This is a genomic window from Nonomuraea sp. IBHARD001 (assembly GCF_056106265.1).
The window spans coordinates 1,538,462-1,558,967 of sequence record NZ_JBWBBW010000002.1 but is presented as its reverse complement, the minus strand read 5'-3'; the positions used below and the strand labels follow the sequence as shown (position 1 = coordinate 1,558,967).

18 protein-coding genes and 1 pseudogene are annotated in these 20,506 nt (G+C 71.6%); 8 read left to right on the top strand and 11 right to left on the bottom strand.

The annotated features are described in order from the left end of the window. Window positions 1-7 precede the first annotated feature (7 nt). Genes ACTWNK_RS09385 through ACTWNK_RS09375 form a run of 3 tightly spaced genes read right to left on the bottom strand, consistent with a single transcriptional unit; the run spans window position 8 to window position 3,016 of the window. Window positions 8-388 carry a RidA family protein gene (locus ACTWNK_RS09385; protein ID WP_474303481.1) on the bottom strand — a complete coding sequence of 127 codons (381 nt, stop codon included), beginning with the start codon at window positions 386-388 and terminating at the stop codon, window positions 8-10. A 17-nt stretch (window positions 389-405) separates the two neighbouring features. Continuing rightward, on the bottom strand, window positions 406-1,479 hold the full coding sequence (locus tag ACTWNK_RS09380; protein WP_474303480.1) for an alanine racemase: 1,074 nt from the start codon (window positions 1,477-1,479) through the stop codon (window positions 406-408). A gap of 10 nt (window positions 1,480-1,489) precedes the next feature. Further along, window positions 1,490-3,016 (bottom strand): N-acyl-D-amino-acid deacylase family protein, encoded by a 1,527-nt coding sequence (locus ACTWNK_RS09375; protein WP_474303479.1) that lies wholly within the window; start codon window positions 3,014-3,016, stop codon window positions 1,490-1,492. 114 nt (window positions 3,017-3,130) lie between these two features. Between ACTWNK_RS09375 and ACTWNK_RS09370 the strand changes: the two genes are divergently transcribed. Both ACTWNK_RS09370 and ACTWNK_RS09365 read left to right on the top strand, forming a co-directional pair. Continuing rightward, on the top strand, window positions 3,131-4,621 hold the full coding sequence (locus ACTWNK_RS09370; RefSeq protein WP_474303478.1) for an APC family permease: 1,491 nt from the start codon (window positions 3,131-3,133) through the stop codon (window positions 4,619-4,621). A gap of 21 nt (window positions 4,622-4,642) precedes the next feature. Next, entirely contained in the window at window positions 4,643-5,818 is a 1,176-nt protein-coding gene (locus ACTWNK_RS09365) for a family 8 glycosyl hydrolase (RefSeq protein ID WP_474303477.1), read from the top strand. Here ACTWNK_RS09365 and ACTWNK_RS09360 read toward each other — a convergent pair. Genes ACTWNK_RS09360 through ACTWNK_RS09350 form a run of 3 tightly spaced genes read right to left on the bottom strand, consistent with a single transcriptional unit; the run spans window position 5,793 to window position 9,802 of the window. After that, a complete protein-coding gene (locus tag ACTWNK_RS09360; RefSeq protein ID WP_474303476.1) occupies window positions 5,793-6,287 on the bottom strand; it encodes a hypothetical protein in 495 nt (164 codons plus the stop codon). The genes ACTWNK_RS09365 and ACTWNK_RS09360 overlap by 26 nt on opposite strands. A gap of 36 nt (window positions 6,288-6,323) precedes the next feature. Then, the gene (locus ACTWNK_RS09355) at window positions 6,324-9,122 is read right to left on the bottom strand and encodes a DUF4153 domain-containing protein (RefSeq protein ID WP_474303475.1); all 2,799 of its coding nucleotides are present in this window, start codon (window positions 9,120-9,122) and stop codon (window positions 6,324-6,326) included. Continuing rightward, window positions 9,119-9,802 (bottom strand): response regulator transcription factor, encoded by a 684-nt coding sequence (locus ACTWNK_RS09350; protein WP_474303474.1) that lies wholly within the window; start codon window positions 9,800-9,802, stop codon window positions 9,119-9,121. The genes ACTWNK_RS09355 and ACTWNK_RS09350 overlap by 4 nt, the downstream gene beginning before the upstream one ends. A gap of 73 nt (window positions 9,803-9,875) precedes the next feature. Here ACTWNK_RS09350 and ACTWNK_RS09345 point away from each other — a divergent pair, with 73 nt between their 5' ends. Beyond that, a complete protein-coding gene (locus tag ACTWNK_RS09345) occupies window positions 9,876-10,724 on the top strand; it encodes an arylamine N-acetyltransferase family protein (RefSeq protein WP_474303473.1) in 849 nt (282 codons plus the stop codon). Window positions 10,725-10,778: 54 nt separating this feature from the next. On the opposite strand, the gene ACTWNK_RS09340 is transcribed toward ACTWNK_RS09345, so the two are convergent. Beyond that, complete coding sequence (locus tag ACTWNK_RS09340) at window positions 10,779-11,957, bottom strand: acetyl-CoA acetyltransferase (RefSeq protein ID WP_474303472.1); 1,179 nt, start codon at window positions 11,955-11,957, stop codon at window positions 10,779-10,781. Continuing rightward, window positions 11,954-13,540 (bottom strand): class I adenylate-forming enzyme family protein, encoded by a 1,587-nt coding sequence (locus ACTWNK_RS09335; RefSeq protein WP_474303471.1) that lies wholly within the window; start codon window positions 13,538-13,540, stop codon window positions 11,954-11,956. Before ACTWNK_RS09335 ends, ACTWNK_RS09340 begins: the two co-directional genes overlap by 4 nt. A gap of 14 nt (window positions 13,541-13,554) precedes the next feature. Here ACTWNK_RS09335 and ACTWNK_RS09330 point away from each other — a divergent pair. After that, window positions 13,555-14,565 (top strand): annotated as a pseudogene (locus tag ACTWNK_RS09330) (protein kinase family protein); the annotation flags it as partial. On the opposite strand, the gene ACTWNK_RS09325 reads toward ACTWNK_RS09330, so the two are convergent. Continuing rightward, window positions 14,530-15,459 carry a winged helix-turn-helix transcriptional regulator gene (locus ACTWNK_RS09325; RefSeq protein WP_474303470.1) on the bottom strand — a complete coding sequence of 310 codons (930 nt, stop codon included), beginning with the start codon at window positions 15,457-15,459 and terminating at the stop codon, window positions 14,530-14,532. The pseudogene ACTWNK_RS09330 and the gene ACTWNK_RS09325 overlap by 36 nt on opposite strands. 56 nt (window positions 15,460-15,515) lie before the next feature. Between ACTWNK_RS09325 and ACTWNK_RS09320 the strand changes: the two genes are divergently transcribed. The 4 genes from ACTWNK_RS09320 (at window position 15,516) to ACTWNK_RS09305 (ending at window position 19,341) form a co-directional block, all read left to right on the top strand. Further along, a complete protein-coding gene (locus ACTWNK_RS09320; RefSeq protein ID WP_474303469.1) occupies window positions 15,516-16,955 on the top strand; it encodes a carotenoid oxygenase family protein in 1,440 nt (479 codons plus the stop codon). Next, on the top strand, window positions 16,952-18,097 hold the full coding sequence (locus tag ACTWNK_RS09315) for an acetyl-CoA C-acyltransferase (RefSeq protein ID WP_474303468.1): 1,146 nt from the start codon (window positions 16,952-16,954) through the stop codon (window positions 18,095-18,097). Before ACTWNK_RS09320 ends, ACTWNK_RS09315 begins: the two co-directional genes overlap by 4 nt. Then, complete coding sequence (locus ACTWNK_RS09310) at window positions 18,094-19,044, top strand: LLM class F420-dependent oxidoreductase (protein WP_474303467.1); 951 nt, start codon at window positions 18,094-18,096, stop codon at window positions 19,042-19,044. Before ACTWNK_RS09315 ends, ACTWNK_RS09310 begins: the two co-directional genes overlap by 4 nt. Before the next feature lie 102 nt (window positions 19,045-19,146). Then, window positions 19,147-19,341, top strand: coding sequence for a hypothetical protein (locus tag ACTWNK_RS09305; RefSeq protein WP_474303466.1), 195 nt, complete (start codon window positions 19,147-19,149; stop codon window positions 19,339-19,341). Window positions 19,342-19,371: 30 nt separating this feature from the next. On the opposite strand, the gene ACTWNK_RS09300 is transcribed toward ACTWNK_RS09305, so the two are convergent. Beyond that, a complete protein-coding gene (locus ACTWNK_RS09300; protein WP_474303465.1) occupies window positions 19,372-19,680 on the bottom strand; it encodes a DUF3817 domain-containing protein in 309 nt (102 codons plus the stop codon). A 3-nt stretch (window positions 19,681-19,683) separates the two neighbouring features. Beyond that, window positions 19,684-20,484, bottom strand: a complete 801-nt coding sequence (locus ACTWNK_RS09295; RefSeq protein ID WP_474303464.1) for an SURF1 family protein — start codon at window positions 20,482-20,484, stop codon at window positions 19,684-19,686. Window positions 20,485-20,506: the final 22 nt, after the last annotated feature.

Here is a 20,506-nt window from a genome sequence, read left to right as displayed (position 1 = left end):
ACGAACCCTACGCGCTCTTGTGCGCCACGAAATCGATCTCGACCAGGATGTTCATCAGCTCGGAGCCGACCGTGGTCCGCACCGGGTAGGGCTCGGTGAAGTAGGACCTGTACACCTCGTTGTAGGCGGGGAAGTCGCGCTGCAGGTGCTGCAGGTGCACGGTGGACTTCACCACGTCGTCGAAGCCGAGCCCGTGCGCGGCCAGGATCGCGCCGAGGTTGCGCATGACCTGGTGCGTCTGGGTCTCGATGTCGTCGCCGACGATCTCCCCGGTCTCGGGATGCAGCGGCCCGGCGCCCGAGGTGTAGACGAAGTCGCCGACCACGAGGCCCTGGGAGTACGCGCCGACGGGGGCGGCGCCTTCGGTGGTCCTGAGTTCCTTCTTCACAAGCGTCTCCAAAGAGGTCAGAAAGCGGTGGTGATCGTTCCGGTGACGACATGGCCGGGGCCGACGAGCGGCAGCACGCGCCACTTGTCGAAGGCCGTGCAGGGGTGCGAGATGCCGAAGGAGACCAGGTCGCCGACCCGCAGGCCGGACGTGTCGTGCAGCACGGTGTGCTGGTCCTGCATCCTGAGCACGGTGACGCCCTCGCGCCTGGGGATCGGCAGGCCCTCGTCGTAGGGCGCGTCACGCTTGCCCATGCCCACGATCGCCAGGCCGGGCTCCGGCGTCGACAGCACGTGGGCGAAGATCTCGAACGCGGGCAGCAGTGTGCCGTCGATCCGGTTGAACGGCGTGCGCTCGCGGTAGTAGCCGTCGTCGTGCGAGACGTAGGCGCCCGAGCGCAGCACGATACGCGCCTGGGTGGCGGCCAGTTCGCGGCCGATCACGTCGAACCACTGGCTGCCGCCGACCGACAGGATCGGGTCGCGTACGCGCAGGTGTTCGACGGCCTCCTGCAGCCGTCGCAGGTAGGCCACGACCTCCGGCGCGCTCTTCAGCCCGCCCTCGTAGCCCGCGACGCCCGCGAGTTCGAGGCCGGGCGTGCGCCGCACCTCCGCCGCGACCTCCAGCAGCTCGTCCAGGCTACGGCTGCCGCCGCGTCCGCCCTCGTGGCCGAGCTCGGCCAGCACGCGCACGTGCCCCTCGCCCAGCAGCCGCACACCTTCGACGGAGTCGGCGAAGACGTAGAGCTCAAGGCCGGGCACGGCGGCCAGGGCGCGCAGGCCGGCGGGGTCGACGACCTGGTTGGCGATGACGATGCGCCTGACGCCGAACCCGGCCAGGGTCAGCGCCTGGCTCGGGGTGGCGACGGTCACCGCCCAGGCGCCCGCGTCGAGTTGCATGCGCGTGATCTCGGGGGACATGTGCGTCTTGGCATGCGGTGCGAACGTCATGCCGTGCTCGCCGGTGAAGCGAGCCATCGTGGCGATGTTGTGCGCCAGCGCGTCGGCGTGCACGACCATCAGCGGGAACGTGACGCCGCCCGCGAAGATCGATCGGCCGACGAGCTCTTCACCTGGGATAAGACCCTTCACCCTGCAAACCCTATCGAAGCGCCCTTCCTGGCTTCGCTCCGGTCAGGGCGCCACCGGACAGCACCTGGACGCCCGAGACGAACACGTCGTCGACGCCGGTGGCGACCGTACGCGGCTTGTCGTAGGTGGCCAGGTCGCGGACGGTGGCGGGGTCGAGCACGATGACGTCGGCGGCGTGGCCCTCGCGCAGCAGCCCTCGCTCCTTCAGCCCGAAGCGGCGGGCCGGGTGGGAGGCCAGGTGCACGAAGGCCTCCTCCCAGCGCCAGTCGCCGAGTTCGCGCACGTGCCTGCCGAGGAAGCGGGCGAACGCCCCGAAACCGCGCGGGTGCGGGTGGCCGCCCACATAGATGCCGTCGGAGCCGCCGGTGTGCGCGGGATGGCGCAGCACCCGCCGTACCGACTCCTCCCCCTGCGGGCCCTCGTCCGGCCTGGCGGCCACGCATCCGGCCTCCAGCCTGGTCTCCACCAGCAGGCCGCGGCAGAACTGCGCGGGCGTGAGCCCCTTGCGCCCGGCGGCCTCGACGATCGTCAGGCCTTCGGCCCACTCCGAGCCCGGCGCGTGCGAGAGCGTCAGGCGTGGCCAGGTCTGCTCCAGCGTCGGCCACCACGTGTCGAGCTCGCTCGACTCCAGCGCCTCGATCGCCCTGTCCACCTCGGCGGCCGGGACCCACGGCGGCAGCACGACCATCGCCAGGATGGTGCTGCCGCGCAGGTAGGGATAGGTGTCGAAGCTCAGGTCGACGCGTCCGGCGGCCTCCAGCAGCGGCAGCAGCAGGTCGGCGGGCCCGTGCAGGTGCGACACGTGCACGGCGGCGCCCGAACGCTCGGCGATGTCGACCACCTCGGCCAGCCCCGTCGCCGCCGCCTGCCCGTACCCCCGCATGTGCGTCACGTACGGCAGCGCCCCGAGCGGCGCGCAGAGCGCGGCGAGTTCGGCGGCGTCGGCGTAACGCCCCGGCACGTACTCCAGCCCGCTGGACAGCCCGGCCGCCCCCTCCGACAGCCCGCGCTCGACCAGAGCGAGCATGGCGGCGAGCTGGGCGGGCGAGGCCGCGTCGGGCGACGGGCCCATGACGTCGTAGCGGATCGTGCCGTGCGGCAGCAGGTAGCAGGTGTTGAGCGCGGTGGCCCGGTCGTAGCCGTCGAGCAGGTCGCCCACGCCGACCGGCCCGTCGAGCGCGGGATGCGCGCCGTTGACGGCGGCGAAGTACCGCGTGGCGTAGTCGAGGGTGGCCCTGCTGGTCGCGGGGGCGTAGGACAGGCCGTCCTGACCGAGTACGAAGGTGGTCACGCCCTGGCGCAGGGCGGCGAGCTGGACCTCCGGGTCGAAGACGACGGCGTCGCCGTGCGCGTGGCAGTCGATGAGGCCGGGTGCGACATAGCGCCCTTCGGCATTCACCACCCTCGCGCTCTCGGCGCCGTCGAGCCTGCCTACCGCGGTGATGCGGTCACCGGACATGCCGAGGTCGGCACGGAAGGCGGGTGCGCCGGTGCCGTCGAGGACCAGTCCGCCACTGATGATCACGTCGAAGCTCACAGGACGATTGAACCATCAAGGTGTGATTTGTGGGGTTACATACCTTTCCCTTACCCTCTGCCGACGCGCCGGGCGCGATCGCTCGTTTCTGTCCCGCGACACTGAAGGATGCCGGTGAAGGACAAGGGGCTGCGCGGCGACGCCATCGGCCTGTGGGACAACGCGATCATCGGCATCGCGTCCACGTCCCCCGCGTACTCCATCGCCTGCACGATCGGCTATGTCGTCATCGCGGTCGGGCTGCAGGCCCCCGCGGCGGCGCTGGTGGCGTTCGTGCCGATGCTGTTCACCGCCTTCGCCTACCGCGAGCTGAACCGGGCCGTGCCCGACTGCGGCACCGCGTTCACGTGGGGCACCAAGGCGTTCGGCCCGGTCGTCGGCTGGCTCGGCGGCTGGGGCGTGGCCATGTCGGGCACCGTCGCGCTGGCCAATGTGGCCGAGGTGGCCGCACAGTACGGCCTGCGCCTGGCCGGGCTGCACGCACTGGCCGACAGCAGGCTCGCGCTCACCCTGGCCGGGGCGGCGGGCATCGCGCTGATGACCTGGGTCAGCCATCGCGGCCTGCGCGTCGGCGCGAGGATGCAGCGCTGGCTGACCGGGATCCAGATCGGCGGACTGCTGCTGTTCAGCACGGTCGCGCTCTGGAAGGTCTATGGCGGCCGTGCGCTCGACACCTCGGTGATGCCGAGCTGGGAGTGGTTCGACCCGACGCGGTTCGGCTCCTGGTCGGGGTTCACCGAGGCGTTCCTGCTGATGATGTTCATCTACTGGGGCTGGGACTCCTGCCTGGCGATCAACGAGGAGACCACCGACCGGGCGAACACACCCGGCAAGGCCGCCCTGCTGTGCTCGGTGATCCTGCTCGGCGTGTACCTGCTGACCACGGTCGCCGTCCTGGCCTACGGCGGAGCGGGCGAAGGCCCGACCGGGCTCGGCAACTCCGGCATCGCCGACGACGTGTTCGCCGCGCTCGGCGACTCCGTGCTCGGGCCGATCGGCTGGGTGGTGATCCTCGCCGTCATGGTCTCGGCGATCTCCTCCACGCAGACCACGATCCTGCCGACCGCGCGCGGCATGCTGGCCATGGCCGCCTACCGGGCGCTGCCGCGCCGCTTCGCCTCGGTCTCGGCCAGGCACGGCACGCCGTCGTTCGCCACGACCGTGATGGGCGTGGTCGCGATCGGGTACTACGTGGGGCTCTCCCTGATCAGCGAGAACGTGCTCTACGACTCGGTCGCCTCGCTGGGCCTCGCGGTGGCGTTCTACTACTCGATCGTGGGGCTGTCGTGCGCGTGGTTCTTCAGGCGCGAGCTGTTCTCCTCGGCGCGTAACCTCTGGTTCAAGGGACTGCTGCCGCTGACCGGCGGACTGATCATGCTCGCCGCCTTCGTCAAGAGCGCGGTGGACATGTGGGACCCGTCCTACGGCGAGACCACGTTGCTCGGCGTCGGCGGGGTGTTCGTCGTCGGTGTGGGCTCGCTCGGGGCCGGTGTGCTGCTCATGATCGCGTGCTGGATCCACGACTCGGCCTTCTTCCGCGGCCGTACCCTCGACGAGGACACCGACGTCCTCGTGCCGGAGGAAGGCACACCCTCCGGGCTCTAGCCTCACGAAGGGAACTCCTCCTTGCGTCGCGCCCTCGCCCTGTCGCTCGCCGCCGTCCTGCTCGCCGGATGCGCGGCGCCACCGGTGGCCGAGCCTGCCCGGGCCCCCTCACGCGACATCCCCTTCGGCAGCCACAGGGCCGCCTACGCCCAGGGCACCCTGCGCCCGAGCGGCGACACCAAGGCCCTGGACGAGCAGGTCCGCACGGCGTTCACCGCGTGGCGTAAGAACTTCGTCACCGCCCGGTGCGGCTCGCTGCAGGTGATCTCGCCCGACGCCGACCACCCCTACGTGGCCGAGGCGCAGGGCTACGGCATGGTCATCGCGGCCACGATGGGCGACAGGGCGCTCTTCGACGGCCTGCTGTCCTACGTCGAGGCGCATCCGTCGTCGGGCGACCCCAAGCTGCTGGCCGCCGAGCAGGACCGCTCGTGCCGGAGCGTCAACGGCGGCGACTCGGCGACCGACGGCGATCTGGACGTCGCCTACGGCCTGCTGATGGCCGATCGGCAGTGGGGCGGCGGCTACCTGGCCAAGGCCAAGGAGCGCATCGCCGCGATCAGGGCGTCGGAGGTGAACCCCCGCACCCTGCTGGTCAAGCTGGGCGACTGGGCCACCGACGAGGAGCCGCTGGCCTCGGTCTCACGCACGTCCGACTGGATGATCGACCACTTCAGGGCGTTCGAGAAGGTCGATCCCGCGTGGCGGCCGATCCGCGAGGCGCACCAGAAGCTGATCGCCTCCATTCCCGGCGAGAGCGGCCTGCTGCCCGACTTCGTGCGCGACGGCGCTCCGGTCAAGGGCGAGGTGCTGGAGGACGCCCACGACGGCGACTACTACTGGAACGCCCTGCGCGACCCATGGCGCATCGGCGCCGACGCCGTGACCAGCGGCGACCCCGCCTCGATCGCCGCCGCCCGCGCCCTGTCGTCCTGGGCGGCCAAGGCCACCGGCGGCGACCCCGCCAAGCTGGCCGCGGGCTACCTGCTCGACGGCACCCCGATCGAGGCCGGCCCCGAGCCCGCGTTCGTCCCGCCGTTCGCGGTCGCAGCGATGACCGACCCCACCGCCCAGCCCTGGCTCGACGCCCTCTGGCAGGCCACCTTGTCCGCCGAACCGGGCCCGAAGGACTACTTCGCCGCCTCCGTACGCCTCCAGTCCATGATCACCATCACGGGGAACCACTGGGTGCCGTAGGGCTGGTCGGCCACAGTTGCAGGGTGAGCAGGTTGGCCTGGTAGATGTGGTGAGGGAAGTCCGTGTTCCTATCGTTGTTCACCTTGTGTGACCACACGCGTGCGTGCCACTCGGTCTGTCTGGCGCCCAGGTCGAAGGGGGGGAAGTATCGCTGTTCGCCCTCCGTCAGGCTCACGGCGCAGACGCGGCCCGATGCCAGGAAAAGCACACCGCTCCACGCCTCCGCCTCCGGGCGGGCAGGCGGCTGTGCGTCCCATCGCTCGTAGCGTACGAAGACCTTCGCGTCGTGGTCGTCGGACAGGATGAGGGCGTTCGGGCCTACCGATGCCGATTCATCACGTCCCGGGCCGTTGAGATCCCAGATGCCGAACTGGCCGGGCACGAGATCCTTGGCGACCTCCACGTCGGCGAAACCGTAGAAGTCCGCCACGCCGATCCCGTCCGAACACTCGGCGACGAGTCTCGCCATGCTTCCTCCTCAACGCCCGAAGGCGGGTCGGCGATGTTACTCCTCCTGTCTGGAGTACGACTCCTCGCATGTCGCGTTCGCCGTCAAAGGATGTGCGGCCAGGATGGTGCGGGCTTCGGCGCGGGACAGGTTCCAGCCGTTCCACGGGTCGGCCTGGCCAAGGCCGTTGGAGGAGACGACCGAGCGCAGGACGCAGGTGCGCAGGGGTTCGGGGAGGCGGTCGAGCACGGGGACGGCCTCGCTGCCCAGGCGGCCCAGGTAGTGCTGGTCCAGGCGCTCCACGCCCCTGTGGACGACCTGCGACTCGGCCACGCGGAGATCGGGATTCCACAGGGCGAACGTCACCAGGCCGATCCCGGTCGCCAGGGTCGCGGCCCTCGGCAGCCAGCCCGAGCCGCGTCCGGCCAGCCGTACCGCTCCGGCGACCAGCACGAGGGCGAACAGGGCGCCGAGCCACCAGACGACGGCGCCGACCGAGGCGCGCAGCCGGGTCAGGCCGTAGGCGTCGGTGTAGAGGCCCATCCGGTGCAGAGCCGATGCCAGGACCACGAGCGTGAGCGCGCACAGCAGGCCGAGCAGTCCGGCCAGCACCCAGCGCTCCCCGCGTCCCACCTTGAGCACGGCCGCGGCCACGGCGACGATCGCCAGTACGATGACGCTCACCACGACGAGCTGGAAGAACCCGGCCCTGGCATAGGCCGCGTAGGTCAGGCCCGCCGTACGCAGCACGCGTTCGTCGCCGCCGAAGAGCACGGTGATCTGGACGCCGACGAACAGGGCGAACAGCGAGTTGAGCGCCACCAGCGGCATGATCCACAGCGCCCTGCCGACCTGCGCGCGCGCACTGGGCCCCAGCGGATCGACGACCGGCCTGAGCGCCACCAGCACCCCCGCGCCCAGCAGTACGGCCACCACCCCGAAGACGAACACCCGCCCGGGCAGCATGTCGAGCCAGTCGGGCGCGGTGAACACCTCGCTCAGCACGCGGGCGAACACCGCGTCGGCCGAGGCGAACAGCAGGCCGAACACCATGAGCAGCACGACCGAGAGCGCGAGCCCGACCACGGCGGGCAGGACCCGTCTGCGGATCGTCACGCCCTTGAGCGGTTCGGCCATGAACCACGCCACCGGCACCAGCGCCAGCACCACCGACGCCATGCCGCGCACGACGCCGAGCCAGCCGCGCCCGGCTCCCGACAGGGCGAGCGCGCCGAACCCGAACGCCGCCAGCAGCATCGGCGGCACCAGCCAGTTGGCGTCGCGTACCACGACGGTCGCGACCAGCAGATAGGCGATCGCGGCGAACGCCACCGCCCACGGCGACACCCGCGCCCGCGCGACCGGCGCGATGGCGGCCCCCATCACCAGCGCGACCAGCGCCACCCCCAGCCCGGCCTCGGTCTCCGGCATCGCCACCGAGGCGAACGCCCCCACCCCCGCCGCGGCGGGCAGCAACCACCGGGGCGTGGGCGGCAACTCCGGCCTGGGAAACAGCGGAGGCGGCACGTACGGCGGAGGCGGCGGCCCCTGATGCCCCGGCCGCATGGGCCCGTACTGCGGCGGCGGCGCATGCAGCCGCCCCTGGGCGACGTGCTGCGGGTAGGGCGGGTTCTCCGGAGCGGGCCCCATGGCCAGATAGGCGACCGGCGGCTGCTGGGGGTACGGCGGCGCGGCCACGATCGCCGCGACCGGGAGCGGTGGGAGCGGAGCGGGCACGGGAGCCGGGAGCACCGGAGCCTCCTCGACGACGGGCACCGGCTCGACGGCGACCACGAGATCAGCCGGCGGGGCCGCCTCAGGAGGGGTGAGCGCCGCGGCGGGGCCGGGCTGAAGCGCCGCCGGACGACCGGAGGCCGAAGGCAGCTCGACGACCATGCGGCAGCCCCGGCCTTCGGCGATGGCGATGGAGCCGCCGTGCAGTTCCACGATCTCCTTCACGATCGCCAGCCCCAGCCCCGCACCTCCCGAATCGGCGGCACGCCCGGCGTCCAGCCGCGAGAAGCGCTCGAACACCCGGGCCTGCGCGCCCGCCGGAATCCCGGGCCCCTCGTCGGCCACCTCCAGCACGACGCGCCCGTCCCTGTCGGAGGCGCTCACCCGGACCACCCCACCGGCCGGACTGTGGCGCACCGCGTTGTCCAGCAGGTTCGCCAGCACCTGGGCCACCAGATCGGGATCGGCCTGCACCACGGCCGACGCCCCGACCGACGGCGAGACGCGCACGTCGTCCCTGGACAGCACGGCCTCGCGGGCGGCCTGGTCGACGACGGGAGCGAGTTCGACCGGCTCGGACTCCAGCAACCTGGCGCCCGACTCCAGCCTGGACAGGTCGAGCAGCTGGGCGACCAGCCGGCCGAGGCGTTCGGTCTGGGCCAGCGCGGTGCCCATCGTGACGGGGTCGGCGGCCGAGACGCCGTCGACGACGTTCTCCAGTACGGCCCGCAGTGCGGTGATCGGCGTGCGCAGTTCGTGACTGACATTGGCGACCAGGTCGCGGCGCTGGCGGTCGACCTCGCCGAGGTCCTGGGCCATCTCGTTGAACGCCCTGGCCAGCTCCCCCACCTCATCGCGTGAGGTGGCCCGTACCCTCAGCGTGTAGTGGCCTTTGGCGATGGTCTGAGCGCCTTTGGCCATCTCGCGCAGCGGTCTGGTCATACCGCTGGCCAGCAGTTGCACCATGAGCAGGGCGAGGGCGACGGCGACCAGGATGCGCAGCGGCGAGGACAGGCCCCAGCCGATGCCGAGCTCGTTGACGACGAAGGCGGTGGCCACGGCCAGCACGATGACCAGGCCGAGCTTGACCTTGATCCGGCCGAGGAAGTCGAGGGGTCTCATCGGCGCACCAGCGCGTACCCGACGCCGTGCACGGTCCTGACGACGCCCGAGCCGAGCTTGCGGCGCAGCGCCCGCACATGGCTGTCGACGGTCCTGGTCGCGGCGGCCTCGGAGAAGCCCCACACGTCCGACAGCAGCCGTTCGCGCTCGAACACCTGGCCCGGCCGGTCGGCCAGGCGGCGCAGCAGGTCGAACTCGGTCCTGGTGAGCTGGGCCTCGGTCCCGTTGACAAAGACCCGGCGGGCGGCCGTGTCGATCTCCACCTCGCCGACGCGTACGACGGCGTCCTCGGCGGTGAGCTGGACGGCGCGCTCCACCCTGCGCAGCAGAGCGTGGATGCGCGCGACGAGTTCGCGCATGCTGAACGGCTTGGTCATGTAGTCGTCCGCGCCGACGCCGAGACCGACCAGCACGTCGGTCTCCTCACCGAGCGCGGTCAGCATGAGCACGGGGACGGGCCTGGCCGCCTGCATGCGGCGGCACACCTCGAGGCCGTCGAGCCCCGGCAGCATCCGGTCCAGGATCACCAGGTCCGGCGCGAGCCTGGCGTGCTCGGCGAGGGCGGCCCCGCCGTCCTTCGCCACCCTGATGTCGAACCCCTCCGCCGCCAGGCGGTCGCGTACGGCCAGGGCAATCGTCTCGTCGTCCTCGACCAGGAGGACGCGTCGCTGGTCTGCCACATGCTCGACAGTAGAGGCGTGACGTGCAGAGAGCACCTCTCCAATCGTGCACATCCGGTGCAGACTGTTCATCGTGCGAATCTCTGGATATCTCGCCCGCATCGGTTGCTCCGCTCTCCTCGACGCCCCGCCGAGCGCGGCGAACCTGCGCACCCTGCACATGGCGCATCTCGAACACGTGGCCTACGAGAACCTGGAGATCTGGCTGCGGCGCCCGACGAGTGTGGATCCCGCCGAGTCGGCTGCCCGCATCCTGCACGGCAGGGGCGGCTACTGCTACCACCTCAACGGCGCCTTCTCCCTGCTGCTGCGCGAGCTCGGCTACGACGTGCGGCGGCATGTCGGCGGGGTGCAGATCAAGGGCGCCGAGCCCGCGATCACCGCCAACCACCTGGTGCTGACCGTGCACGGCCTGCCCGAGCCCGGCAACCCCGGCGGCGCCTGGCTGGCCGACACCGGGCTCGGCGACGCCATCCACGCCCCGCTCCCGCTGGTCGAAGGGCACTACCGGCAGGGGCCTCTCGCCTTCGGCCTGCGTCCTTCGACGGTCGCGCCCGGCGGCTGGCGCCTTGAGCACGACCCGCGCGGCTCGTTCGCGGGGATGGACTTCGGGATGGAGCAGGCCGAGATGACGGCGTTCGCGGCCAAGCATCTGGAGCTGTCCACCTCGCCCGATTCCGGGTTCGTCAAGACGGCCGTGCTGCAGCGCCGCGACGCCTCCGGTGTCGACGGCATGCGCGGCCTGGTGCTGAGCCGGATGGGCGCGCAGGAGCACTCGGTGACGCTGGAGAGCGCGGAGGACTACTACGCGGCGCTCGCCGACGTGTTCAAGGTGACCCTCGACGACGTCGACGCCGCCGAACGCGCCAAGCTGTGGGACCGGCTGCACCGCTCGCACGAAGCCTGGCTCGCCGGCGGCTGACCCTCACACCCGGCCGCACCGCTCGCACGAGACCTGGCTCGCCGGGGCTGAACCCTATTCCTGTGCGGTCACCACGAAGCTCGCCACCGTCGTGCAGCTGCCGCCGATGTTCAGGGTGAGCGCGGTGCGCGCCCCCTCCACCTGGCAGGCGCCCGCCGCACCTGTGACCTGGCGGGCGGCGTCGTTGAGCATGCGCACGCCCGTCGCGCCGACCGGGTGGCCGAGTCCGATGAGGCCGCCGGACGGATTGACCGGCAGTGCGCCGCCCATCTCGATCATGCCGGACTCGATCGCCCGCCACGCCTGGCCGGGCGGGGTCAGGCCCAGGTGGTCGAGCGCGACGTACTCGGTGACGGTGAAGCAGTCGTGCGTCTCGATCACGTCGAGCTCCTCGGGCCCGGCCAGCCCCGCCCGCCCGTAGGCGTCGAGCGCGGCCCGGCGCAGATGAGGGAACAGGTACGGCTCCCGTACGGCGAGCTTGTCGGCCAGCAGCATCGGCGCGGTCCTGTGGCCCCAGCCCGAGATGACGGGAGCGCGCCTGCCGAACCGCGAGGAGGCCAGCACGACGGCCGCCGCCCCGTCGGTGATACGGCCGCAGTCGTACTTGCGCAGCCGCCCCTCCACCACGGGGTTGAGCGTGTCGTCGGCGCCGAAGCAGCCTTCGGGAAACGTCCAGTCCCTGGCCTGGGCCAGTGGGTTGCGCCTGGCGTTGCCGTGGTTGATCTCGGCGATCGCGGCCAGGTGCTCGTGGGCGAGGCCGTGGCGTTCCTCGACGGCGTCGGCGATGTCGGCGAACAGCGCGGGCCACGGGTAGTCGGCGCCCACGGCCTCACGACCGGCCCAGGCGGCGCTGCCCAGGTGCTGGGCCGCCTGTTTCGCCCCGACGTTGCGCATGAGCTCGACGCCCACGACCAGGGCCACGTCGTAGTACCCGGCCTCCAGGTCGGCCATGGCGGCGAGCACGGCCATGGACCCGGAGGCGCATGCCGCCTCGTGCCGTGAGGCGGGCAGCATCGACCAGGCCGGGTCCAGCGTGGCGACCATGCCGCCGAGCTGGGCCTGCCCGGCGAACAGCTCACCGGCGAGGTTGCCGACATGGGCCACCTGGACCTGCTCGGGCCGTACTCCGGCCTGGTCGAGCGCGCCGGAGACGGCCTCCTGGAGCAGCTCGTACAGGCTGCCCGCCTTGAGCGCGAAGTCGGTCTGGTGGCCGCCGAGGACGTGCACGCTCACAGGGTGTCCCTGAGGTCGCGTTTGAGGATCTTGCCGAGCGGGTTGCGCGGCAGCTCCTCGACGACCTGCACACGCTCGGGGAGCTTGTAGGAGGCCAGGCCCTTGTCGCGCAGGAAGGAGACGACGTCATCGAGTCCGAGCGGCTGCCTGGCCACGACCACGGCGCAGACGCGCTCGCCGAGCACCTCGTCCGGGTAGCCGACGACCGCGACCTCGGCCACCGAGGGATGGCCGGAGATCAGCGCCTCCAGCTCGGCGGGCGCTATGTTCATGCCGCCTCTGATGATGAGGTCCTTGGCCCGGTCGACGTACTGGAGGTACTCCCCCGACGGGCCCGCGATCTGGAAGACGTCACCGGTGCGCAGGTAGCCGTCCTCGTCGAAGGGTTCGGCGGTGGCCGTGCCCTCCAGGTACCCGGCGAAGACCGTCGGGCCCGACAGGCGCAGCTCGCCCGGCACGCCCGGTTCGGTGATGACCTGGCCGAGCGGGTCGACCAGCTTGATGCGCACGGCGCCGTAGGTGCCGATGGAGTCGGGGCCCGGCCTGGGGAAGAAGCGGGCGCGTACCTCGGGGTCCGGCATGTGCTGGGGGTCCGACAGCAGGGCGATGCCCTCGTTGGAGCCGAAGAAGTTGATGATGGCGATGCCGTGCCGCTCCTGCCAGCCCTTGACCATCGAGGGCGGCAGCGGGGCCGAGCCGGAGCCGATCCGGCTCAGCGAGCCCAGGTCGAGGTCCTGGTGCAGCAGCATCGTCAGCAGCGCGGGCGGCGCCAGCGTGTAGGTGACCCGCTCGGCCGGGATCTGGGCGAGGTAGGTCGGCAGGTGGAAGGGGTGGTGCTGGACGAGTCGCCCGCCCGAGCGCAGCCACGGCAGGAACACCCCGCCGATCCCGGCCATGTTGACCATGGGGAACGGATTGAGGATGACGTCGTCGGCGCCCAGCGCGGGCGCGGCCGTACAGGTGGCCTCGACGGCCAGCCAGTCGTAGTGGCACCTCGGCACGCCCTTGGGTGTGGCCTCGGTGCCCGATGTCCAGCAGATGGTGACCATGTCGTTCGGGTCCGCCGTGTGGGCGGGCGCTTCGGGCGCTTCGGCGCTCTCCAGGCCGCCGCCCCAGACGAGGACCGCGACCTCCGGCAGTGCGCCCTTGACCCGGTCGGCGTTGCCCGACGAGGCGACGAACACCTTGGTCCCGGCGAGCGGGCCGAGCTGGGCCAGCTCGTACTCGCGGTACTGCGCGGGGAAGGGCGTCACGACCGCGCCGAGCCTGACGACGGCGAGGAAGGTGACCGCGAGCTCGACGCTGTTGGGCAGTTGGACGGCGACGACGTCGCCCGCTCCCACCCCTTCGGCGTGCAGCACGGCCGCCACCCGGTCGACCTCGCGGGCCAGCTCGGCCCAGGTCAGGCGCAGGGGCTCGCCGGGCATGAGGTCGGCCTTGTTGAGCGGATCGACGATGGCGACGGCGTCGGGTCTGGCCGCCACCTGGGCCCTGAGCAGGCCGTCGATGGTGTCGCCCGTCCACCAGCCGTCGGCGAGGTAGGCGTCGATGCGCTCCTGGGTGTGCAACCTGCGAGGCGTCATGCCGAGAAACTACGAAAACAGAAGTCAGCCGTCAATCCCCGATTCTCGATATCGTGGGGTTCCTGCTCACCATCCGGGAGAGAGAGACGCTGGTCATGGATGTGCTCACCGGCGCCTCGCTGGAGCAGACCGTGCGCGGCCGCAGGCCGCTCCCGGCGCTTCAGGTGGCCAGGATCGGCGTGTATCTGGTGGACGCTCTGACGGCCACCGGAGGCGCGCACCGCGGCGTGGACCCAGGCCGTGTTCTGCTGACCTCGGGCGGCAGGGCCGTGCTCGTCGACCCGCCGCCGCCACGCGACGCCCCGCGCGGTCGCCGGGCCAAGCCGCAGCCGGGGCCGCCCGCCGGATACGACGCGCCCGAGCGGCTCAGCGGCGACGACCACGGGCCCGCCTCCGACGTGTGGTCGCTCGGCGCCACGCTGTTCTTCGCCATCGAGGGCAGCCCGCCGTACTCCGCCTCGCAGGTGCTGGCCAAGCGCACGGGCACGCTGGAGGCGCTGCTGATGGCGATGCTGCACCCCTCGCCCGGTGAGCGGCCGACGCTGGGCGAGGTGGCCGACACCCTGCGCACGATCGCACTCGGGCGCTCCAAGGAGGCCGAGACGCTCGACGCGGTCATCGCACGCGAGGGCACGCTCACCCCGCCACAGGTGGCGACGATCGGCCTGGCGCTGCTCGAACAGCTGCTCGCGATGCATCTGCGCGGGGTGCACCACGGCGACGTGCGTCCGGGCAGTGTGCTGGTGACGGGCGAGGGGCGGATCCTGCTCGGCGACGCGCTGATGCCCAACGGCATCTCGGCCTTCAGCGCTCCCGAGGGCAATCTGGCGCCTTCGGCCGACCTGTGGGCGCTGGGCGCGACGATGTTCACCGCGGTCGAGGGCAGGCCGCCCTCGCCCGGAGCGCCGTTCGTCAAGGCGGGGCCGCTGGCCAAGGTGCTGTTCGGCCTGCTCGCGGGTGTGCCCGCCCAGCGCCCGGACCCGGTGACGCTACGCGGGGAGCTCCAGGCCGTCGCCGCCGGGTAGCACGAAGTGGATCTCGCGCCTGCGCAGCGCCTCACCGCATGAGGAGCACAGCAGCACCGGCTCGAACGCGGCCCCGCAGTCCTTGTGCGTGATGCGCAGCTCGGAGCCTTCGGGCGCGACCAGCTCGCGCTGGGCCCAGCTCACCAGGAAGGCGAACACCTCGAAGAAGGCCAGCCCCTTGTCGGTCAGCCGGTAGCCGTCGTCGTCGGGGACGAGCACGCCGAGTTCGACGAAGCGGCGCAGCCTGTCGGTGAGCACGGAGGGCGCGATGCCGAGCCCGGCCTGGAAGTCGACGAACCTGCGCGTGCCCAGCAGCGCGGCGGCCAGCAGCGTGGTGCTCCACCGGTCGCCGAGTATCTCCATGGAGTCGTCGCAGTAGCCGATCAGATCGGCCCTCGCCGCCGCCCTGACCGTGCGCCGGTGCTGGCGCGGCAGCCCGATCCTGGCGAACGTCGCCAGCGGCCCCTGCTCGGTCCGCGTGTCCCGCGCGGTGACCGCCCTGCGACAGGCCGCACACCCCAGGTACGGCCTGGCCTCCTGACCGCAGACGTCGTGCACGAGCGGCTGCAACGCCCCGCGGTCGGCCCAGTCGCGCTCCCACGAGTGGATGGCGACCAGCAGCGACCAGAGGGCGAGCCCGCGATCGGTCAGCCGGTACTCGTAGCGGGTGCGGCCGTCGACATAGGCGGACAGGGTGAAGATCTCATGCCTGACCAGCTCCTTGAGCCTGGTGGCGAGCACCGACTCGGAGATGCCGAGCGCGTCGCGGAAGGCGGCGAACGTCCGGATCCGCAGCAGGAAGGCCCGCTGGAGCAGGAGCAGCACCCATCGATCGCCGAGTATGCCCAGCGCCTGCCCGATCGCGCTGAGCTCCCTTTCCGCGGAAGCGTCCATCACCGCGAAACCTTAGAGCATTGACGACCTGACTTTCTTTATCGTAGCGTCAGAGCATGGCCGACACAGCAGTGATCATGGACGAAGCGGGCGAGCCGAACCCGTACCTGCTGGGCGTCTACGCGCCCGTCCAGGACGAGATCACGGCCGAGAACCTCCAGGTGATCGGCGAGATCCCCCAGGACCTCAACGGCGTCTACCTCCGCAACGGGCCCAACGCGCGCTTCCCGATGAAGGGCCGCTACCACTGGTTCGACGGCGACGGCATGGTGCACGCCATGCACTTCGAGAACGGCACCGCGCGCTACCGCAACCGCTGGGTCAGGACCAGGGCGTTCGAGGCCGAGTCGGCCAAGGGGCAGTCGCTGTGGACCGGCGTGATGGAGAGCCCGAAGGGCAACCCGTTCGGCAACACGCGCGGGCTCAACCTCAAGGACTCGGCCAACACCGACGTCATCTTCCACCGCGGTCAGGTGCTGGCCACCTGGTACCTGTGCGGGCAGCCCTACGGCCTCGACCCGCTCAGCCTGGAGACGCTCGGCGCGCAGACCTTCCTCGACACGCTGACCGGCGACTTCATGGCGCACCCGAAGGTCGACGAGCGCACGGGCGAGCTGCTGTGGTTCGACTACGGGCCGCGCCGGCCGTACCTGAGGTATGGCGTGGTGGGGGCCGAGGGCGCGGTCGAGCACTGCGTGGAGCTCGACCTGCCGGGCGCGCGGCTGCCGCACGACATGGGGATCACCGAGAACTACGCCATCCTCATGGACCTGCCGCTCTACCAGGACCTGGAGGCGGCCAGGCAGGGGCGCTACAAGCTCACCTTCGACCGGGACCTGCCGTCGAGGTTCGGCGTCATCCCGCGCAGGGGGCAGGCGCACGACATCCGCTGGTTCGAGGCCAAGCCCTGCTACATCTACCACGTGGTCAACGCGTGGGAGGCGGGCGACGAGATCGTCATGGACGTCTGCCGCGTCTCGCGTCCGGCTCCCGCCGGGCAGGGGTCGCCGCTGGCCAGGATGATCTCCTATCTCAAGCTCGACGCCCGGATGTACCGCTACCGGTTCAACCTGGTGAGCGGTGCGACCAGCGAGGAGTACGTGGACGCCGACCACAACACCGAGTTCCCCTCGATCGACGCCCGAAGGACCGGGCAGCCGACCCGCTACGCCTACAACGTCTCGGTGGCCGACGCCGACACCAACCTCTTCGACGGCCTGGTGCGCTACGACAATGTGAGCGGCACCAAGGAGAGCTACTTCTACGGCGAGCACCGCTACGGCAGCGAGGCGCCCTTCGCCCCTCGCACGGGCGCCACGGCCGAGGACGACGGCTACCTGGTCAGCTTCGTCACCGACGAGCGCGAAGGCCGCTCCGAGGTCCAGATCCTCGACGCGGCGAACATCTCCGCCGGACCGATCGCCCGCGTCCTGCTGCCGGTACGGGTGCCGCTCGGCTTCCACGCCACCTGGGTGCGAAGCGAGCAGCTGCGATGAGGCCCGTCCACGTCTACGAGACGCTCAGGACGCCCCGGGGGAAGGCCAGGCCCGGTGGCGGCCTGGCCGGGGTCAGCCCGCTGACCATGCTGGAGAGGCTGCTCGACGGCCTGCGCGAGCGCACCGGGCTGCGGGCCGGCCAGGTGGACGACATGGTCGTCGGTGTCGCCTCGCAGAACGGCGAGCAGGGCGGCAACCTGGCCCGCACCGCCGCGCTCACCACCGGCTTCGACGTGCCCGGTATGACCGTCAACCGCTACTGCGCCTCCGGCATCGACGCCGTGCGCACCGCCGCCGCCCTGGTCGCCTCCGGCAGTGCCGACACCGTGATCGCCGGTGGCGTCGAGTCGGTCTCCAGGGTGGCGATGTTCTCCGACGAGGGGCCGCTGTGGCGCACCGAGCTCGGCTCGCTGCACATGGGCGTGGCCGCCGACGTCGTGGCCACCATGGAGGGCTTCACCCGCGAGGAGCTCGACGCCTACGGCGTGCGCACCCAGGCGCTGGCCGCCGAGGCCTGGCGTCAGGGGCGCTACGACCGGTCGCTGCTGCCGGTGAGCGACCTGCGCCACGACGAGCACGTGCGCCAGGGCGTGACGATCGAGTCGCTCGCCGCACTCGACCCGCTGTTCGACCTGCCCGAGCAGGACGCCGTCGTGCTGCGCCACCGTCCGGAGCTCGGCGCGCTCTCACACCTGCACACCAGGGGCACCTCGCCCAGCCTGTGCGACGCGGCCGGGCTCGTGCTGCTCGGCTCCGACCTCCCGCTGCCCCCGAGGGCCAGGATCGTGGCCACCGCGACGGCGAGCGCCGATCCCGTCGTCATGCTGACCGCCGGGCAGAGCGCGGTCGAACGGGCCCTGGCCCGGGCCGGGCTGTCGGCCGACGACGTCGAGGTGTTCGAGTTCGCCGAGGCGTTCGCCGCGTTGTGCCTGAAGTTCCAGCGCGACCTCAAGGTGGACGACGCGCGTTTCAACACCGGCGGCGGCACGATCGCCATGGGCCACGCCTTCGGTGCGACCGGCGTCCTGCTCATCACCGCCTGCGTGGACGAACTCGAACGCCGAGGCGCCAGGTACGGCGTCGCCGCCGTGTCGGGCGCGGCAGGCAGCGGCTCCGCGATCGTGCTGGAGAGGATGTCATGAGACACGGCGTATCCCTGGGCCTGTGGCAGGACCGCCCGGCCGACGAGGCCCTGATGACCGCCGTCGCGGCCGACGAGCTCGGCTACGAGGAGCTGTGGATCGGCGAGATGGCCACCTACGACGCGTTCGCGCTGGCGACGGCGGTGGGCCTGCGCACCGGGCGCGTGCGGCTGACCGTCGGCCCGCTGGCCGTCACCGTGCGCGATCCCATGATGATCGCGATGGGCGCGGCCTCGGTCGCCGATCTCGTCGGCAGGCCGGTCGGCGTGGCCGTCGGCACCTCCAGCCCGTTGGTGGTGCAGAAGTGGCACGGCCGCTCGCGTGCCAGGTCGGGCACGGCGCTGCGCGAAGCCGTACACGTGCTCAGGCCGTTGCTCGACGGGGACAGGTCCGCCTTCGCCGGGGAGGTGGTCGGCAGCGAGGGGTATCGGCTGCGGCTGCCCGCGCCGCGCTCGGCGCTGACGGTGGCGGCGTTCGGCCCCGAGGCGGTGCGCACGGCGGCCCTGGCCGACCGCATGGTGCTGAACCTGCTGACCCCGGCGTCGGCCGCCCGCCTGGTGAGCGCGCTGCGCGCGGCCGAGACCGGCACGCCGACCAGGACGGCCGCCTGGGTGATCGCGGCCGTCGACCCCGACCGGGAGGCGATCGACCGGATCAGGCGCGGCGTCGTCGGCTACCTGGCCGCGCCCGGCTACGGGGAGATGTTCGCCGAGGCCGGGTTCGCCGACGTGGTCGCCTTCGCCAGGACCGGGCCGCATCCGCGCGAGCTGCTCGCGGCCGTGCCCGACGCCCTGCTGGGCGAGATCGCACTGCTCGGCACGGCCGGGGAGATCGCCGCGCGCGTGGCCGACTACGCCGCCGCCGGGATCGACGACCTGGCCTTCGTCCCGGTCAGCACGGACGCCGACCCGGGAGGCGTGGGCACGCTGAAGGCGCTCGCCCGCTGACGATATATCTCGATTGGAACCGTGCCCTGCGCCCATTCGTTGAACCGGCGACGCACAATGAGAGAGGCGGGGCACGGGCTCCGCGTTCGGAGGATGAGTCTCATGTCGCCGGTGTCCAAGTACGCGCTGGGCGCGCTCGCAGTGATCGTGGTGGCCTGGCTGCTGCCCTTGCCGTCTTTCCTGACCTGGCTGATCGTGATCGGCGTCATCGGAGCGCCGGTCGTCGGCTGGCTGATGCTCGACCAGTCGCAGCGTGAGCGGTTGAAGAGGGCGCGCAGGCGCGGCATCGGCGGCTGACCGCACGCCCCCGTCGGCCCGGGTCTCCGCTCAGACGGCGGCGGCGACCTGGGCTTCGACGCGCCTGGTGACCTTGCGCTCGAAGACGAACGACAGGAAGGGCACCGTGCCCGCCAGCATCACGGCGACGATGTAGCCCCAGGTCCAGCGGGCCTTCATCCCGAGGTTCATCACCGCGATCAGATAGAGCATGTAGAGGAAGCCGTGGATCGGCGAGATGACCTTCGATGGCCCCTCCACGCCGAAGCCGTACCTGAGCACGATGGCCGTGCAGAGGATCAGCAGCATGACGCCGACGATATTGGCGAGGATCCGGAAGGGCTTGAGGGCGGAGTCCACGGCTTATCTACCTTCTAGAGCGATTTCAGGGGACTGCGGGCTTGCACTGTCCAGCCGCTGTTCGCCCTTGGCGGCCCGCACCGCGTCCCGGACGAAGTGCCACCACATGAACACGGCGAAGGCGCCGAAGATCCACCACTGTGCGGCGTAGGCGAGGTTGCGCCAGGTGAGCCCGCCGCCCTGGGTGGGCGCGGCGACGGCGACCGGCTTCAGCCCGGCGGGGGCGTCCTGGGCGACGACGAAGCCGTCGCGCACGCGCTCGCCCTTCCACAGGTTGATCAGCTCGGCCGTCGACACGGTCAGCACCTGGCCTTCGGGCAGACCGCCGGGACGCCGCTGCACACTGTCGGTGCCCTGGACCGGTCGCAGCCGACCGGTCACGGTGACCGCACCCGTCTCGGGCGCCGGGGCCTGCCCGGCCGTCGCCGTCCAGCCGCGTACGACCGGGACCAGCGTGCCGTCCTGGAGCCTGAGCGGCGAGAGCACCCAGTAACCGGCGTCCCTGGCCGCATTGCCCCCCGCCGCGTCGACGTCGGGATGCCGATCGGCCACGAGCAACTGCTTCGACGCCTCCCACGTGCCGCTGGCCGACACCTTGCGCCCGGCGAGCGCCGGGTCCATGTGCGCGCCGACCTGGCTGAGGCCGCTCACCGCCACGGGGGCGGGATCGGCGAGCGAGACGGGCCTGCCCGACTCCTCGAACTCGCCCAATTGCCAGCGGCCGAGGAAGAAGAAGGCGACGAGGACCCCGATCAACAGCAGGTGCAGCCCCATCAGCCGGGGGGAGAACAGGGTCCTGAGCATGCGTCCAAGCTATCCGCCCGGC